Here is a 15969-nt window from a genome sequence, read left to right on the forward strand (position 1 = left end):
GTTTCAGTTCGCTGCCGTCGGGGTTGAGGCGACGACTGATCAGGTGCAAATCGTCGGCGTATCCGTAGCGGGTGGTGCGCCCCAGTTCGTCCCGCTCGGCGATGACCTTGCCGTAGGCGTTGTAGCTCCAGGCGCGGGTCGCGCCGCTGGGCAAGGTGGTTTGCAGCAAACGGCCCACGGCGTCCCATTGGTAATGGGTGATGGCGCCGTGTTCGTCCTGGCGGCTGGCCTGCCGGCCGAGCGTGTCGTAGGTGTATAGAAGCTGACTGCCGTCGGGCAGGCCTTCTTCAACTAATTGACCGAGGTTGTTCCAAGCCAATGAGTGAGAGCTACCGTCGGGGTGGCTGATGAGCCTCAGGCGCCCCTGGTCGGTGTAGTGGTAGTACGTGATGTTTCCGTCAGGATCGATCTGCCGGGTTATATCGCCCTGCCGATTGCGGCGGTATTTCCAGCTGGCTTTGCCGCGATGTACATCGCTCACGAAGCCGTTGATGTGTTCGTAGACGACCGCTTCGTCTTCCGGCGGGATGACGGCTGTGAGCAAGCCATCCTCGTCGTAGCGGTATTCGGTCACGGCGCCCAGCGGATCTTTTTCTGCGATCAACTGGCCCTTTTCGTTATAGGCCTTTCGATGTTGCGCGCCGTCCGGATCGGTCTTGCTGATGAGCCGGGCCTTGTCGTCGTGGGTGTAGATCTCTTCACTGCCGTCGCCATGGGTAACGGTGACGCTGCCCTTGTCGTCCCAGGCATAACTCGCATGCATTTGCGAGAAGCTGGCCCAGTGACGAACGCAACGGGCCTGCTTTCCCTGGTTCTCCCACTCCCAGAAAAAACTGGCGCCACCGGCTAGTTGTCGTTCGATGATGACGTGTTGCTCGTCGTAGCGATAACGCTCGGTCTCCCCGCTGGCGTTGGTCGCCTCGACCAGACGATGCTGGGCGTCATAGTGGTAGGTGACCAGCGTCTGGACGGTCGTCCAGCGCCGTTCCAGCATGTTCTGAGCATCAAGTTGTTGGTAATCGACCGCGACGATGCGACTGCCGTTGTAGCGCAAGAGCAGCCCGCGCCCGGCACCGTTGTCCAGGCGCTTGATCTGCCCAAGCACGTCGCGGGTAACGCGCAGCCTGTTGCCATAGCTGTCGCTGATGGCAACCAAGCTCGCGCCATCGTTGTGCAGATGAAAGTGATAGAACGAGGGGCGCTGGCCTGCTTGAGCCACGATCAGCTCGTTGGGGACGTCACCCAGGTAAATAGCCGCGCGGGACAGGCTGTTGGTAATCGTTGGACGTTGCTTGGTCGGGCGCGGGAAGCGGATGGATCGATTTTCGTGATCGGTCCAAACGACTTCTTCACCAGTGATTTCAAGCCGATGGGCCAGTGCGTGGCTCCAGCCGTAACCCAGGCCGCAGTCGATTTCCACTGCGCTGGTTCGGTACAGGCGAGTCCACTCGAACGGCAGCAGGCCATTGAGTTGGCCATCGTTGAGCGTCAACAACTCTTCGCCGGTCACCATCGAGACCGGGCATTTGTCGGTGCAGGTACGGGCGGCGGGCTCGGCGCTCTTGCCGGTCGGCGTCGTCGCCTGCTTCGAAGCATCGTCGACCGACTTGCCAGTGGCGATCCTGGTGTTCCTCTTGCCATCGATGCGCAGCTCGACCGTGCCTTTTTTCATGGGCGCCGCCGTGCCCCGCACCGCAACCGGAATGTACTTGGCCACGTACCCCATGAAGTCGCCGATGATGGCAAACACTGACTCTACGAAACCGATCACCGCCTTGAGGATGATTTCCCCGTATTTTTTCAACCGTGCCGCGAGATAAATGACCCCGGTACCCTCGGCAACCACCGTCAGGACAATTGCCAGCACGATGTCGATCACGATTCCCATGACCGCAGCGGTGGTCATCCTTGCGGCATCGCCGGCCATTTGCATCGGCGGCAGGCTTGCCAACCAGATCAGCGCACAACGCATCATCAGGAAGAGCGCAGCCTCGTCGCTGGCCAGCAACATGGCCTTTTTCATGACCTCGGGTGCTTGTCTGGCAACTTCGATGAGCCGATCAGCCCCTTCGCCCAGTTCAACGACAAACCTCGCCGGGTCCTGCAGCATTTCCAGCACCAGGCTGATGCCGTCCCACACACCCTTGATGGCCTCCCAGCCGCCTTCGAGGATGCCGCTGCCCACCGCCAGGGCCGTGCCGGACAAAGACAGGCTCGACCATTGCTGCCTGTGCCCCGCCGGGCCTTCCCATTTATTGCGCAGGAATTTTTCCAGCTCGCCCGTCAGCCCGTCATAAGTGCTGAACAACGCGTCGATCTGGGCAGGCGTGACTTTGCTGTGCACGCGTATCTGGTAGTACTTGCCGGGTACTCCGTCGGTCCAATTGGCCTTTCCCTGGGCGTCGAGCCTGATTTTGCTGGTGGCCCCACTGTCCACGTCGACAATTTCAACGTCGATATCGCCGATCGGGATGTCGTAGACCGACTCGAATTTGCTCTCGATCAGCAACGGCCCCTTCAGCGGACACCGCGCTACATTCGAGTTGAATTCGCCGTCAGTCATGGCCACGGTTTTTTGGCTGTCACCGACTTTGATGACCCGCTCCATGCCCATCAGAGAAGGCAAGTCGTTGAGTCTGCTGACGTCATCGGCCCACTGCGAATACCAGGCCAGGGTCTGCTCTTGATAGCGCTTCAAACTGTCCTTGAAGGTCGCAAGTTCTTCATCGACGAAAGCAATGTGATCCGTTGCGGACATCAACATTGCTCCAGGATCAGCTCGTTCAGTAGGGTTGCCTGCAGTGTTTCCTGAACCTTTGCACGGCTTACGCAGCGACTGACTTTCAATCTCAGATTGTCCGTGGGCCAAGCGCTATAAAGATCCAGGCGCTCCTCCTCAAGCCACTGCATCAGGCCGTCCACCAGTGCCGAGGGGTTCTGCTCCGTCAGTGCGTCCGACAGCTCCTTCGGCACCTCCCACCACGGCCAATCCTTGACCGCCGGAACCTTCCTCGCAGGGATCTCCAAACATTTGCCGTTGATCAAATAACGCTCAAACACCGGCAACATATCCCCGGCGGCTTCACCGAGGTGTTCGAGGATCGGATGGATGAAGCGCCCATCCCAGAAACGGAAGAAGACCTCACTGCTGTCCGGCATCTTCACTTGCGTGAGGCTGCGCAGGTGCGCCAACACTTCTTTCGGATCGCGCCGGGAAACGGCCAGCCAGCCCCAGTCGAGGCTGTCGGTTTCGGCAATCCAGGACAGGAATGCCGAGCCGGGGTCGAGTTCGGTCACGTAGGGCATCACGGCTTGCCAGGTGGCGTAGGGGGTGTCGCTCCAGACGGGTTGCAACGGATGGAGCGGGACCGAAGTGCGAAGGGCTTGCAGCGCATCGGCCTCGCTCGCCGCACTGATGATCAGATAAAGGTGCTCGTTTTCCTGCAATGGCTGTTGCGCCAGCCATGTCCTGGGGTCGAGTGGTATGAACGTCGGGGTGGCCATTGGGCTCTCCTTGCCGAAGGTGCGAGGCCGGGGGTTGCCCCGGTGAGGGCCGCACATCTATCAAGGAATGAGCCAGGTTTCAGGAAGGCCCGTGAACAGCCGGGCTGAAGCGTTTTTTGGATGTTTGAAGGCAAGTCGCGCGGGGCGAAAGCGCATGGAAAATTGCGCAGTGCTGCGCCAGTTCTTACGTAGAGGAGACAAAACGGAATTCACAGCCGCTCACTGCAAAAATGACGTCGCGAACGCGTCTTTCCGCGCAAAAAAGTCGTACTAATGAAATTTTTTGTACCGTTTCAAGGACGGCTTGAAGTGCTTCAAATACTTTCTCATGGACGCAAATCCTGCACCTACTAGATTAGTCCGCTCAATGCAGTGGAGACCTTTGAAAAATGATCGTTCTGAACAGGGAAGTGGGCGAAGCGCTACGACGAGACAAATACGTCAACGTCCGCGGTGGAGACTTCAATCTCTACGGTCATTTCGGCGACTTTGTCCGGCTGACCAAAAGCTGGGAAAACATGGAGCCCGACAGTTATTACGGCCAGGCCGAGTCAGGCATGCGTTTTCGCCGCTACAGCGACTTTGAATACAACCCCGCGACCCGTGAACTCAAGCAGCTCGAACACCGGGCCTACGTCCAGTCCAAGGCCAACAACAGCTATGTCGGCGGCTTGGAGCGACACTTCCAGGACTTTTCCAATGAAGTGATCAACTCGCCCGTGATGCGCAGCCTCATCGACACGGACTTCGAGGTGTACAAGAACGTCCTGCCGCCGGAGTTGCATGATGAAGTCTGGCAGTGCCAGATCCATCAGATCCGCATCGAGATCAAGCCGGGCAAGCAATTGGAAATCACCCCTGAAGGCATTCATTGCGATGGCTACCCGTTCAGCGGCGTGCATTTCTGGGGTCGTCACAATGTGGCGGGCGCGGAAAGTCGCCTGTACAGCGCTCAGGAAGAGCAACTGGCGGCAACCACTTACGAGGATATCCTCGATACGACATTCTTCCTCGACCGCGACATGCGCCACTATGTGACCCCTGCCCGCAACGTCCATAGTCATGAAATGGCGTTCAGGCAGATTCTGGCGATTTCGTTTTCGCGGCCCGGGACCGCTTTCGACATTGTTCGCTGAGCAGCTCGAGCCCTTGGATGATTCGGTGCAACAAGTGCTGTTGCGCCGGGCCATGGTCAGGGATGCCGAACGACTGGAGCAGTTCTTTCGCGGTTTTGACGAGGTGTCATTCTGCGAGTGGCAGGATGCCCGGTTCTTGCGTGGGGTGTTGTTGCAGGAAACCACGACCGCGTACATGGCCTTCGATGCCCAGGGTGAAGTCGTGGGTGCGGTGATCGGCGGTATGCTCGGCACGCGCGGAACGATCAACCACCTGGCCGTCAGCCCCAGGCACCGAACCCAGGGCCTCGGGCAGCGCCTGGTGGAAGCGGCATCGGCCGACATGAAACGGGTAGGCGTGCTGCGCATGTTCCTGTTCGTCGACGAAAGCAACCTGGCCGGCAAGCGTTTCTGGGCTGCCCAGGGGTTCTGCGAGCCCCGGGGCGAAATCACTTTCGAGAGGGATTTATGAACAAGACTTCCAGCCAGCCGCTGGCGGTCGAACCACAAGCCTCACGAACCTTTGCTGAAGCCAGTCCGGTGGTAGCAGGTTATTTCACGGTTTCGTTTGTGTTCGGTCTGATGGCAGTCAACGCCGGGTTGCCCTTGTGGCTCCCGGTCGCGATGTGCCTGTTCGTGTACGCCGGCGCCTCGCAATTCGCGGCGCTGGCGTTGATTTCCAGTGGCGCGTCGTTGACCACCATCGTGTTGACCACGTTCCTGATCAATGCCCGTCACATGCTGATGTCGGTCTACATGGCCAAGGCACTGCGTGCGCTGGGGCTCAGTCGTTTCGAGCGCTGGTGCTATGCGGTGGGGCTGACGGACGAGTCGTTCGCCTTTCACAGCGTCAAGCTTGGCAGCGGGGCGCCGGTCAGTGTTCGCTACCTGATCGGTTTCAATTTGTTCTGCCATACATCCTGGGTGCTCGGCGGCTTGCTGGGCGCCATCTGCGCCCAATACGCGGCGCACCTGATCAAGTATCAGCTCGACTACGCCCTGACCGCCATGATGCTCTACGTACTGGTTTCGTTGTGCAATACGCGCAACAAGCTGATCGCGGCGTTGGCGGCAGTCGTCAGCATGGGCGCGCTGAGCCTGGTGGGCAGTTCGCCGTTCAATGTCTTCATCGCCACGTTCGTTGGCTGCGGGGTAGGCGTATGCCTGACCAAACGTTCCTGATCCTGGCCGTTGCGCTGATGATGGCGGTGACCTTCCTGCCACGGGCCCTGCCACTGCAGGTCAATACCGAAAACTGGCCGCCCTTCGTCGCCCGCGCCCTGGAGTACCTGCCAGTGGCGATCGTTGCCGCCATCAGCCTGACGCCGTTGTTGATCAAGGATCAGCACATCCAGCTCGACCGCCCCGAGTTCTATGCTGCGATTCCGACGCTGCTATGTGCGTATTTCAGCCGCAACCTGTTTCTCAGCGTAGCGGTGGGGACGGCGGCGTATATCGCGCTCGGCTCGTTCCTGTAGCGTCAGGTCGACTACGTCGTGCAACGCCTGGTCGGACAGTTCGGGATTGTTCACCGCCAGGCGGACTTCCAGGAAGTCCTCGAAGTCCGGGAAAATAGCCAGGCCGTTGCGAAGCGCAGCGTCGCGGGACACAAGGCCCAATCCATCGAGTTGGGTGATCAGCGACAGCGTCAGCGTTTCGCTGCAGGAATAAACCATTCGCTGGCTTGGCCCATATTCGCCGAGACCCGCGTCGAGAAAGCGAAGAAAGCTGTGGGAATACGGACATTCTTGCGCAGGACGCACCTGGAATTTGTCGCCCAGCAGACCCAGGGAATCGTCTTCGTCACCACAGTGGGCGCCAACCACCTGCACCTGTACATCCGGCATCGGAATGCTGGAAAAACCGCTCTGTTGTCCGATCAGGATCGCCAGGTCAAAGTCTTCGTTCTTGAGTTTGCTCAAGTTCTCCATCGATTCGGCGTAGCTGAATTCCAATTGGTAATGAGGAAAGACTGCGATCAGGCGATCGATCATCCGTCGGTTGAACTCGCCAGGCAGGGTGGTATTGAGCGCCACCTTCAGGCTGCGTTGCATGGGCGTCTTGAGCGCCGTGACTTTCTCTTCCAATTGCCGAGTGGCCGCAAGGACCTGGTCCATGAAGGGCGTCAGTTCCGAGCCTTGGCTCGTCAGCGTCAGGCCTTTGTTCGAGCGTCGGAACAACCTGAACCCGAACTGCTCCTCGACCTTGTTCAACTGCGCCGCCAATGCCTGCACCGTAAGGCACGACTGCTCCGCCGCCGCCGACAACGAACCGGTCTGAACGATGCGCATGAGGTTACGTAAGGTTCTGCTATCCATGAGGTAATGCCCTCTGCTCAAGTGGGCTCGCTATTTGATATGCACCCGGCCCGGGCCCGGCGGTGCGATGGTGGCTATCATCAAGCACCTTGCCACGGTTGTCGCGGTTTTGTAGCGAAAAGCGCCGGCAGGCGATAACTGGAGCTTATGTGGGATTTGAGTTTTTTGCCGGTTTGGCTTGCCGGGCCGTTTATCAAAAGAATCGCGCCAAGATGTACTTCGGTATTTTTCGTTCGTTTGCGAATTAAATCTTAAATTTAATCCATATGTGTACTATTCTTTAGGCGTCAATCAGCAACAAGGGAGCCAAACCTCATGGCGACTTCGTCCATTACCCTCAACGCACAGCAACAATTGGACTCCCCGGACGCGGGTCGAGTCGCGTTGAAGTTTTTCTTCAATCTCATGGAGCTGTGGGGCTGCAGCGTCGAGCAGCAGCGCACCTTGTTGGGCAAAGTAGGAAACACGACCTTCTACAAGTACAAACAGCTGCCCGATAACGTAAGGCTGCCGCGAGACACCCTCGAGCGCATTTCCTATCTCATGGGAATACACAAGGCGTTGAGCATCATCTTCAGCAACAGCCGGGACCGTGCGTATCAATGGGTCAGCAGCCCTAACACCGCTGCGCCGTTCAATGGCCAGTCGGCGTTGTCGTACATGCTCGCGGGGCGGGTAGTAGACATCGCCGATGTGCGGCGATACCTCGATGGAGTGCGCGGTTAATGACGCCACCTCTGGCGGACCCGCAATGGAAACGGGCCTATCGGATCGTGAACAGCAGTTTTCCACCGATCACGCTGTTCGAAGATGTGCTCGATCCGGAAGACCTGCCTACAGCCTATGCCTTGGAAGCATTGACCAACGACCGGCTCATGGAAGAAGCCGGCGTGCTCTCCCGGGTGCGTCCCGAAGACCGCGTCTCCGGGCCGGGTTCCTCACCGGTGATGGCTGCGTTTACCCATATCGGCAAAAGCAGCCGCTTCAGCGATGGCACCTTCGGCGTCTATTACGCCGCCAGCAGCCAGGAAGCCGCGATTGCCGAGACGTGTTATCACCAGGCCCGGTTCCTGGGGGCTACCAACGAACCGGATCTGGAATTGACGATGCGCACCTACGTCAACCAGGTGATCAAACCCCTGCACGACATCCGCCACGATTACCCACACTTGCACAACCCCGACCCTGGCGCCTATGGCCCGTCGCAGGTATTCGCCCGCGAACTGCGCGAAACATTGTCTTGGGGGCTGCTGTACAACAGCGTCCGCCTGCCTGGCCACGAATGCGTCGCTGCATTTCGCCCGCCTGCGGTGTCGATCCCGGTGCAAGGCAAGCATATTCGGTATGTCTGGAGCGCCCAGAAGCGGGAGATTTCGTTTGTGTTCGAGGTGAGTCAGGTATGAGAGAGCCAGCAACCTGATTCACACCGAGTAACCCGTGGCGAGGGAGCTTGCTCCTGCTGGGCTGCGTAGCAGCCCCGGTTGTATGTCAACTTGCTGCGATCAGCGCTTGTTCTTCCAGCCATATTTCCTGAACGAATGGATCTGTAATCACGTAGATCCCATGCCCGCGACGCATGATGATATTTTCAGCCACCAAGGCAATTACCACGGGTTGAATTTCTTCAATACGAACATCCCGACCCACGGCTTTTGAATATTCTGCTGCCGCGTCAGCGGAAAAAATGCCGCGAGCATCTCCAGTTGTCGAAGCGATCTTATTGAAGATGGCTTGAGCCAGGCTGCCCAATTGCTCAACCTTCTCGAGCTCTATATTGGCCGCGGCGGAGCGCAGCGTGCTGGCGATGACGGGCAAGAACAGGTCTGGATTACCCTCTTGTTGCAAGACTTGCCTAAGGGCCTTGAGCATTTCTTCCGGGCGATTGCCAAGTGTATTGAAAGCTTCCGTTGCGACTTCAAGCGACGGTAGTTTGTGCGGGCTGACAGTCATTGCCAGGCGGTTCAACAGATACTCGACATAATCGCCCTTCAAGACGGGATACGCCGTAGAGGTAGCGCCGGAAAAAGCCTGGTTACGTTTTGCTGTGAGTTCGCTGACCTGTGCGCGGTGAGAGCCGGTGCCGATGAACAGAAAGTAGCCAGGGGTATTGGGACGAGGGTTGATGGCGTCACGCGCGGCTTTCAGCGCGAGCAACATCTGGTTGCCGTCTTCAGAGGCGATGGCGTGTTGTACCTCATCGACGATAAGCACCAAGTCTGTCCTGGCTTGATCGACAACTTCGGCGAACGCTTGCGCAAGCGTCGTGCCTCCAACATCGCCGACGCCTTCAAGTTTGAACCCGAACTTGAATCCTGCCGCGCCGATATCGACGCCGCCGACCCGCTTGAGTTTTTCAAGCAGGCCAGAGGCAGGTGTCTGTAATTGCTGCAGCGTTTTACGAATGGCATCGTGCAATAAGGTGGCCGGATTGGCGAGGGTATCGCTCCAGAGATCCACATAAATGACCAGCGCACCCTCTTTTTCCAGGGCTGGGATCAGGTCACTTCGCAAAAAAGTCGTTTTTCCGGTTCTGCGCAGCCCGGACAGAAACAGACCAGAACGCAAACCTTCGTCAAGGACGCCTGGATTCAGAAGCTGGTTGGCCATGCTTTCAGCCAGTTCGGGACGCTGGAAAATGCTGCTCATGCAATTATCCTGTTTTATGGACGGACCATAATTATTGCTGAGCCATAATTTAGCATAAGATTTTGCGGAGGCTGGAAGCGAGTGAGTGCAGCCCCGGTTGATCAAATCTTGAACTGCTGCACCGAAGCCTGCATCGAACCCGCCGCGTCGTTCAACTGATCCGCCGTTTGCGTCAGGTTGTGAATCGAACGGGTGTTCTCGCGGGACTGCTCGGCAATCGACTCCACCCGCTGGGCCATCTCGTCACTGGCTTTGGATTGCTCGGCAATGGTCTGGGAAATTTCTTCCACCACCTCGGCGGCATGCCGGGCGCCGGTGCGGATTTCGCTGATGGACACCCCGGCCTGCTGGGCCAGGTTGACGCCTTCGTCCACGCGGCTGACGCACGCTTGCATGTTCGCCACGGCGTCCCGGGCGCTGGACTGGATGCGCTCGATCATCGCAGTGATCTCCTGGGTCGACTGCGTCGTGCGCGCTGCCAGGTTGCGCACTTCGTCGGCCACCACCGCAAAACCACGCCCCGCTTCACCGGCGCGGGCGGCTTCGATGGCAGCGTTGAGTGCCAGCAAATTGGTTTGCTCGGCGATGCTCTTGATCACCTGGATGATGGAATGAATGTCCTCGGATGACGCGTCCAGCGCGGTGATCTTGCTGGAGGACTGGTTGACCACCTCGGCGATCCGATTCATGCCTTCCACCACCCCGAGAATGACTTGGCCACCGCTGCTCGCCAGTTGTTCAGACTGTGCCGAAATCGTCCGGGCGCTGTCGGCGTGCTGATGGATCTGGCTGATGTTCGCCATCATCTGTTCCATGCTCGCCGCCATGCTGGTCGCGCTCTGGGCCTGCTGGTCAGCGCTGGAAACGATCTGCCGCGCCGTGTTGCCCAGATTCCGCGACGTGCCGTGCAACTCATCGCTCTGGCCGCGAATGGTGGCGATCATCTGCCTCAGGTTGGTTTGCATCTGCTCGATCACGCCTTGCAGCTGACCCAACTCATCCTTGCTTTGGGCGCCCATCGAGCGCTGCAGATCGCCTTGGGAAATCGCCTGGGTATTGAGGATGATCTTGTTCAGCGGCGTGAGCACGGCCTTGAGCAGGCTCCATGACAACAGCGCCAGGGCGACACAGGTCGCCAGCAAGGTGACGATCAGCCAGCGCTCCGAGGTTTGAATACTGCTGTCCTGATATTCGCGGGATGACTGCGCCTGGTTTTCGATCAGTTCGCTGACCGCCTCGTTGCGTTCTTCCAGGGCTGAAAATGCCCCATCGAACTCTGCCCGCAGCGCATGGGCATCCTGGGCGCCGCCCAGCGCCTTGTCGATGATCTGCTTGGCTTTGCCGATGTAGGTTTCGACTTGCGGTTTGAGCTCGACAATCGCCTTGGCGACATCTCCCGGCAACTTCGCCTCGGCATTCTCGGCGATGACCTTGCGCATCCGCTGCGTATGTTCATCGAACCCCTCCAGCACCTCCTTCGCGCCCTTTGCATCCCCCGGTGTCACCAGCAGAGCAGCCAGCACGTCGGCACGAATGGCGTCGTGCATCATGTCCGCCTCCATGTGCTTGCGCATGGCCGAAATACTGGTCTCGTTCTGCACCAGGGCCTCGGTCATGGAGTGATAGCCCCACAACCCGATCCCGCCAAGTAGCAGCGCAAAAGAAAGACTGACCAACCCCGAGCCTATGACTTTGGTGCGGATCTTCATCGCTAACTGCTCCTGGAGCGGGGATGTCTGGGCAAGTGTAGTCGAGCGCCAGCAGAGCCTTGGGACGGCTCATACCTGAAGCTATCGGCGGGGGAGATGATTAGATGAGCCTGTGGCGAGGGAGCTTGCTCCCGCTGGGCTGAAGCAGTCCCTTTTCCAGAAGCAGACATTCTAGAGGGGGTTCAGGGCGCCCTTCGCGACGATCTCGTCCCACACGGTCGGGGTGGGAAACAGTTCGTTCAGGAAGCCCACGAACGCCTTGACGTTCGGACTTCCCCGGCGACTTTCCGGCCACAACGCCGTAATGGAGGAGCGGTCGATGGCAAATTGTGGAAACAACGGCGTCAGTTCACCCCGGGCAACATAGGGCGCCGCGACATAGGTGGGTGAAATGCCAATGCCGCCGCCTGCGGCGAGCACCGCAGCCACCGCATCGCTGGCGTCGATGACGATGGAGGCGTCGGGCGCGATCTCCACCGTGCGATCCCCCACGCTGAACGGCCAACGCAGCGCTTGGCCCGAACTCTGATAGCGAAAATTCACGCAGTCATGGTTGGCCAGGTCGCTCAGTTCCAGCGGCGTGCCGCGTTTGGCCAGATAGGCTGGCGAAGCAAAAGCACAGATTCGATGGGGGGCCAGTGTGCGAGAAATAAGCCGCGAGTCGGCGAGGTTGCCCACGCGTACGGCCACATCGATGCCTTGCTCGACGATATCGGCAAACTGATCCCCCAAGCGCAGGTCAATGGCGAGCTTGGGGTAGCGTTCGCGAAAACGGGGAATCGCCGGCGCCAAGATATTCAGCCCGATAGGCGGGGGCGCGGTCACTTTCAACGTGCCGGAAGGCTCGGCGCGCGAGGCCACCGCGGCCTGCTCGATGTCTTCCACCTCGCGCAGAATCCGCAGCGCCCGTTCGTACAGGTCCCGGCCCTCGACGGTGAGGGTCAACGAGCGGGTGGTGCGGCTGAACAGGCTCAACCCGAAATGCTGCTCCAGCCGTTGCACGCTTTTGCTGATGGCCGACGGCGACACCGACAAATCACGGGCCGCAGCGGTGTAGCTGCCCAAAGAGGCGGCGCGGGCAAAGGCAATAAGACCGGTCAGGCGGTCCAAACCTATTTGTTCCTTCATGGCATTAGTAAAGCGACTTGCGACCCAATTATCAACGTTGGCTCAAATCTTTAGTCTTTGCCCATCGACGCCATCCAGGCGTTCAAGGAGATAGACCATGAGCCATTCATTTACCCAACCATTGCCCGCCCAACTGCAGGACCGCACCGTAGTGATATTCGGCGGCACCTCCGGCATCGGTCTTGCCGCCGCGATTCAAGCCAAGGCCGCCGGCGCATCCGTCATCGTGATCGGTTCCAACGCCGAGCGTGCCGAGCAAGCCGCCCTGGAACACGGCCTCGCCGGCTGGCGCGCCGCCGACGTCACCCAAAGCGAAGCCATCCAGGCCGCCTTGGCCGATATCCCGCACGTGGACCATCTGGTTCTGTTCGCCGGCACATTCGTGGCGGGCAAAGTGCTGGATGCAGAAATCGACTATCTGCGCCGGGCGTTCGAAGAGCGCATGTGGGCCTCTATCCATGCGATCCGCGCGCTCGGGGATCGCTTGTCCAAGGACGGCTCCATCACCTTTATCTCAGGCTGCCTGGCCGACCGGCCCAATGCCCATGGCACTGCGGTGATCGCTGCCGCTTCGGCCGCAATGGAAGCACTGGCCCGCGGCCTGGCCCTGGAACTGGCGCCGATTCGCGTCAACACCCTGTCCCCAGGCCCGATCGATACGCCTATCTTCAGCAAAGCCTTGGGTGAGGGGCGCGATGCGTACGTTCGCGCATGGGAGCAGGTGCTGCCGCTGCATCGCGTGGGCACTGCCGCTGAAGCAGGCGCGGCTACGGTTTTCTTGATGACCAACACGTTCATGAACGGCGCCACGTTGAATATTGATGGCGGGGCTCGGTTGGTTTGAGTGAACCCCGTGGCGAGGGAGCTTGCTCCCGCTGGGCTGCAAAGCAGCCCTTCTTTATCCGCTCAAGCCAATGCTGCCCCATCCAGCGAGCAGCATTGGCCCGCTACCCTTAAGCCGGATTACTCCCCGGCGCCTCCAGCACCTTCACCACGTCATCAATGACGGCCTTGCTCATATCCTGCAAATAATACGAAGCCCAGGCATACCGATCCGTGCCGCGAATCATCGCCGCTTCCTCGGCGAGGACTTTGGCGACGTGGAGCAAGTCGGAAGCGTGGGATAGGGCTTCGCCAATGGGGATGCCGCTGTTGACGCGGAATAGCGGGCGGTCGGAGTGGTAGGAGAAGGGGGTTAGGCCTGGGGTTTTGAGGTCTTGCGGATTTGACATTGTCTGGCTCCTTGACTGTGAGAGCCGCAACCGTCCTTTCCTACGGGATTGGGTGGCGGCCATGCACGGGGTAGGAAAACCGGGAATCAAGGCACCCGGCACACCCGAAGGTGTCCCGCGCACAGCCGCCATAACGCATATCGCAGACACAAAAAAAGCGCCTGCAATAGTAAGCGAGACGCAGCTGATGCGCCTTGATTTACTCGGGTTTCCTACGCCCGGTCGCTGAATTGGCAGCGACGGTTGGAGAGTAGCGGGCGATTGGGTAGGGTGCAATCGTGGCGCGATGCTGGCGGGTTAGGTTCGGATATCTTTATAGATGGGCAATAATTTGCGTCTTGGCCGATATAGCCGGTTATACGATGCGCGCGAAAACACGCGTTCGGAGGAGCGTTGCAATGGATGATGAATACGAGAAATTTCAGCGAGACGTGCTCATGGCTGCGCATCAAATGACATCGGCAGAAACCTCGAAGATTGTGCCCAACCAGGACCAATTGTCTTCCATGGCAGTCCTGATGGATGAGGATGATGTGGTCTTGATCCATAAGGCGCGAGAGCGGCTTGCTGCTCCCCAACGAGTTAAGGTTTCAATGGATGATCTATAGCCCTGAGTTAAGTGGGCAGATAGAAATGGCGCGGCCGGAAGGATGCCTGCCATGAGTGATCGTGAAGGTAGTGCTTGCTCATGCCGTGCTCGGCGTAGAGGGAGGAAGTGCAGCGGGCTCAAGCTCAGGCCCACCAACCGCTTAGAAACAACAAAGCCCTCGCATTTCTGCGAGGGCTTCGTCTTGTATGGTGCGGCACCAGGAGTCGAACAGCGCTACAACCCATTGTAAAAAAAACATATTTGTTATATGTGTTTTTTTTATTTTATTTCTAAATGTATCCTTTTTGATGGGGCTATCTGTTGGCGATATTCCGGACCAGAACGAGCAGTCCCCTATCATTATAGAATTCGTTTCAGACCTTTGGGTCTACGGGGTCGTATAAAAAGGACTTTAGTATTTCCGAGAATTTCGTTATTTCGTCAATGTAGATACGGCACAAGTACTCAAAGATTTGAGCTTCTGACATTAGCCGTCTACCAGTTAACTTGCTGAACATGTCTTTGTCGTCATGAAACGTAAGACCGGCGGACACTCGTACTAGTTCTTCTGCGCCTGACAGATAATCCTCGTAAATTTTCTTCTCCACGCTGCTAAGAGGGATGCAATGAACATTCTTAAAATTAAGAGTGTGCTTTTGGTCTGCTTGGTCTCCATCCAATATCGAAATTACGTTATCTTTTGTCGACAGAAATTCTTCGTGAGCATTTCTTTGCATTAAATTAACTACATTGGGCGCTCCGCCAATGTAAATAATTTTGAATCGATAAAAAGTTTCTGCGCAAAATTTATTAATAATGAATTCTAAAAAGCGCTGCAGTACTTTGTCTTCAGTTAAGATGTATTTGTCCCATCCCTCGAATCCAAATAACAAACTTTTGATGAAGTTGTAAGAGACTGGAAGTGGGCTTACAATTCCGTCTACCTCCTCCAAATGAAATAGCTCGCCGTACAGCAGTGTCTTCATTAACGGGAGGGAGTGCGTGGTGAAAAAAATGTTAACCTTATACTTTTCACAGAATTCTCGTAGCTTTCCAGCTAGTTTTGTTTGTGCCGCAGCATCCAGTGAAATATCTATTTCGTCAATAGCAATGAGTTTTGCCCCGGCCTTTATTTTTCGATAAAGGCTGATGAGAAAAAACTCTCCGGAGCTCAAGTAGTCTTCTCGGATATATTTGCTATCGTCTAACAAAACGCAATAATAGTTTGTTTTTTTGATTTTTATCTCTACTAAGGTATCAAATCTTGAAGTAGAGTAAATCTCATTCAGCATTTTTATAAGCTCTAACGGACGCTCATGATTATCCAATACGATAGATCGTCGAATATCTAGGTCAGCTGAGATGATATTTTGGAAAAAGTTAAACCTCTGGCCATATGGCATAGGCAATTCGGCATCAATGCTTGCCTTGATTTCGTCTGGTATTATATCTTTTGAGTTGAGTGTCCTGATCTCCGGGTCATAATAAAAGCTATATTTATCATTTTCTGCAGTATAAGTTACGGCGCTGTCTGTATTGAAGATGCTAGCCGGGGATGTCCGTGCAAATGTGTCAGCAAACTGGAGGTTTTGAATAGCCTTGACTAACGTGGTTTTGCCTGCGCCGTTTCTTCCTACGATACAGGTTAACTTGCACGAACTCAGGTCTAAATCTACAAGCATGTTTCGAATGTGTTGAATGTTGGCGATCTGGATTCTCAACTTCATG

General features: G+C 57.1%; 16 protein-coding genes. 8 read left to right on the plus strand and 8 right to left on the minus strand.

Annotated elements, in window-relative coordinates; translation table 11 throughout:
* Both OC610_RS03725 and OC610_RS03730 read right to left on the minus strand, forming a co-directional pair.
* Window positions 1–2758, minus strand: a 2758-nt coding sequence (locus OC610_RS03725) for a DUF6531 domain-containing protein (protein WP_264426579.1), incomplete at its 3' end; no start/stop codon positions are given.
* Window positions 2758–3504, minus strand: a complete 747-nt coding sequence (locus OC610_RS03730; protein ID WP_264426580.1) for a DUF4123 domain-containing protein — start codon at window positions 3502–3504, stop codon at window positions 2758–2760. The genes OC610_RS03725 and OC610_RS03730, both read right to left, overlap by 1 nt.
* A gap of 389 nt (window positions 3505–3893) precedes the next feature.
* Between OC610_RS03730 and OC610_RS03735 the strand changes: the two genes are divergently transcribed.
* From OC610_RS03735 to OC610_RS03750, 4 genes are all read left to right on the plus strand, one after another.
* Window positions 3894–4640 carry a 2OG-Fe dioxygenase family protein gene (locus OC610_RS03735; protein WP_030141513.1) on the plus strand — a complete coding sequence of 249 codons (747 nt, stop codon included), beginning with the start codon at window positions 3894–3896 and terminating at the stop codon, window positions 4638–4640.
* A gap of 73 nt (window positions 4641–4713) precedes the next feature.
* Window positions 4714–5091 (plus strand): GNAT family N-acetyltransferase, encoded by a 378-nt coding sequence (locus OC610_RS03740; RefSeq protein WP_030141512.1) that lies wholly within the window; start codon window positions 4714–4716, stop codon window positions 5089–5091.
* The gene (locus OC610_RS03745) at window positions 5088–5801 is read left to right on the plus strand and encodes an AzlC family ABC transporter permease (RefSeq protein WP_264426581.1); all 714 of its coding nucleotides are present in this window, start codon (window positions 5088–5090) and stop codon (window positions 5799–5801) included. The genes OC610_RS03740 and OC610_RS03745 overlap by 4 nt, the downstream gene beginning before the upstream one ends.
* Window positions 5780–6097, plus strand: a complete 318-nt coding sequence (locus OC610_RS03750) for an AzlD domain-containing protein (RefSeq protein ID WP_030141510.1) — start codon at window positions 5780–5782, stop codon at window positions 6095–6097. The genes OC610_RS03745 and OC610_RS03750 overlap by 22 nt, the downstream gene beginning before the upstream one ends.
* On the opposite strand, the gene OC610_RS03755 is transcribed toward OC610_RS03750, so the two are convergent.
* A complete protein-coding gene (locus OC610_RS03755; protein ID WP_264426582.1) occupies window positions 6014–6937 on the minus strand; it encodes a LysR family transcriptional regulator in 924 nt (307 codons plus the stop codon). The genes OC610_RS03750 and OC610_RS03755 overlap by 84 nt on opposite strands.
* A 315-nt stretch (window positions 6938–7252) precedes the next feature.
* On the opposite strand from OC610_RS03755, the gene OC610_RS03760 reads away from it, so the two are divergent.
* The gene (locus OC610_RS03760) at window positions 7253–7663 is read left to right on the plus strand and encodes an MbcA/ParS/Xre antitoxin family protein (protein WP_264426583.1); all 411 of its coding nucleotides are present in this window, start codon (window positions 7253–7255) and stop codon (window positions 7661–7663) included.
* A complete protein-coding gene (locus OC610_RS03765; protein WP_264426584.1) occupies window positions 7663–8340 on the plus strand; it encodes an RES family NAD+ phosphorylase in 678 nt (225 codons plus the stop codon). The genes OC610_RS03760 and OC610_RS03765 overlap by 1 nt, the downstream gene beginning before the upstream one ends.
* An 85-nt stretch (window positions 8341–8425) precedes the next feature.
* Here the strand turns inward: OC610_RS03765 and OC610_RS03770 are convergent, their stop codons facing one another.
* The 3 genes from OC610_RS03770 to OC610_RS03780 form a co-directional block, all read right to left on the minus strand.
* Window positions 8426–9583, minus strand: a complete 1158-nt coding sequence (locus OC610_RS03770) for an ATP-binding protein (RefSeq protein WP_264426585.1) — start codon at window positions 9581–9583, stop codon at window positions 8426–8428.
* Between the two features lie 101 nt (window positions 9584–9684).
* Entirely contained in the window at window positions 9685–11292 is a 1608-nt protein-coding gene (locus tag OC610_RS03775) for a methyl-accepting chemotaxis protein (RefSeq protein WP_264426586.1), read from the minus strand.
* 171 nt (window positions 11293–11463) lie between these two features.
* Complete coding sequence (locus OC610_RS03780; RefSeq protein WP_332880455.1) at window positions 11464–12420, minus strand: LysR family transcriptional regulator; 957 nt, start codon at window positions 12418–12420, stop codon at window positions 11464–11466.
* Window positions 12421–12517: 97 nt separating this feature from the next.
* Here OC610_RS03780 and OC610_RS03785 point away from each other — a divergent pair, with 97 nt between their 5' ends.
* Entirely contained in the window at window positions 12518–13264 is a 747-nt protein-coding gene (locus tag OC610_RS03785) for an SDR family oxidoreductase (RefSeq protein WP_264426588.1), read from the plus strand.
* Window positions 13265–13373: 109 nt separating this feature from the next.
* Here OC610_RS03785 and OC610_RS03790 read toward each other — a convergent pair whose 3' ends face one another.
* Window positions 13374–13652 (minus strand): DUF3077 domain-containing protein, encoded by a 279-nt coding sequence (locus OC610_RS03790; protein ID WP_264426589.1) that lies wholly within the window; start codon window positions 13650–13652, stop codon window positions 13374–13376.
* Between the two features lie 398 nt (window positions 13653–14050).
* Between OC610_RS03790 and OC610_RS29580 the strand changes: the two genes are divergently transcribed.
* Window positions 14051–14260, plus strand: a complete 210-nt coding sequence (locus OC610_RS29580) for a hypothetical protein (protein ID WP_332880456.1) — start codon at window positions 14051–14053, stop codon at window positions 14258–14260.
* Window positions 14261–14615: 355 nt separating this feature from the next.
* Here the strand turns inward: OC610_RS29580 and OC610_RS03800 are convergent, their stop codons facing one another.
* Entirely contained in the window at window positions 14616–15968 is a 1353-nt protein-coding gene (locus OC610_RS03800; RefSeq protein WP_264426591.1) for an ATP-binding protein, read from the minus strand.
* Window position 15969: the final 1 nt, after the last annotated feature.

This window comes from Pseudomonas agronomica, from assembly GCF_025917275.1.
Taxonomy (GTDB): domain Bacteria; phylum Pseudomonadota; class Gammaproteobacteria; order Pseudomonadales; family Pseudomonadaceae; genus Aquipseudomonas; species Aquipseudomonas agronomica.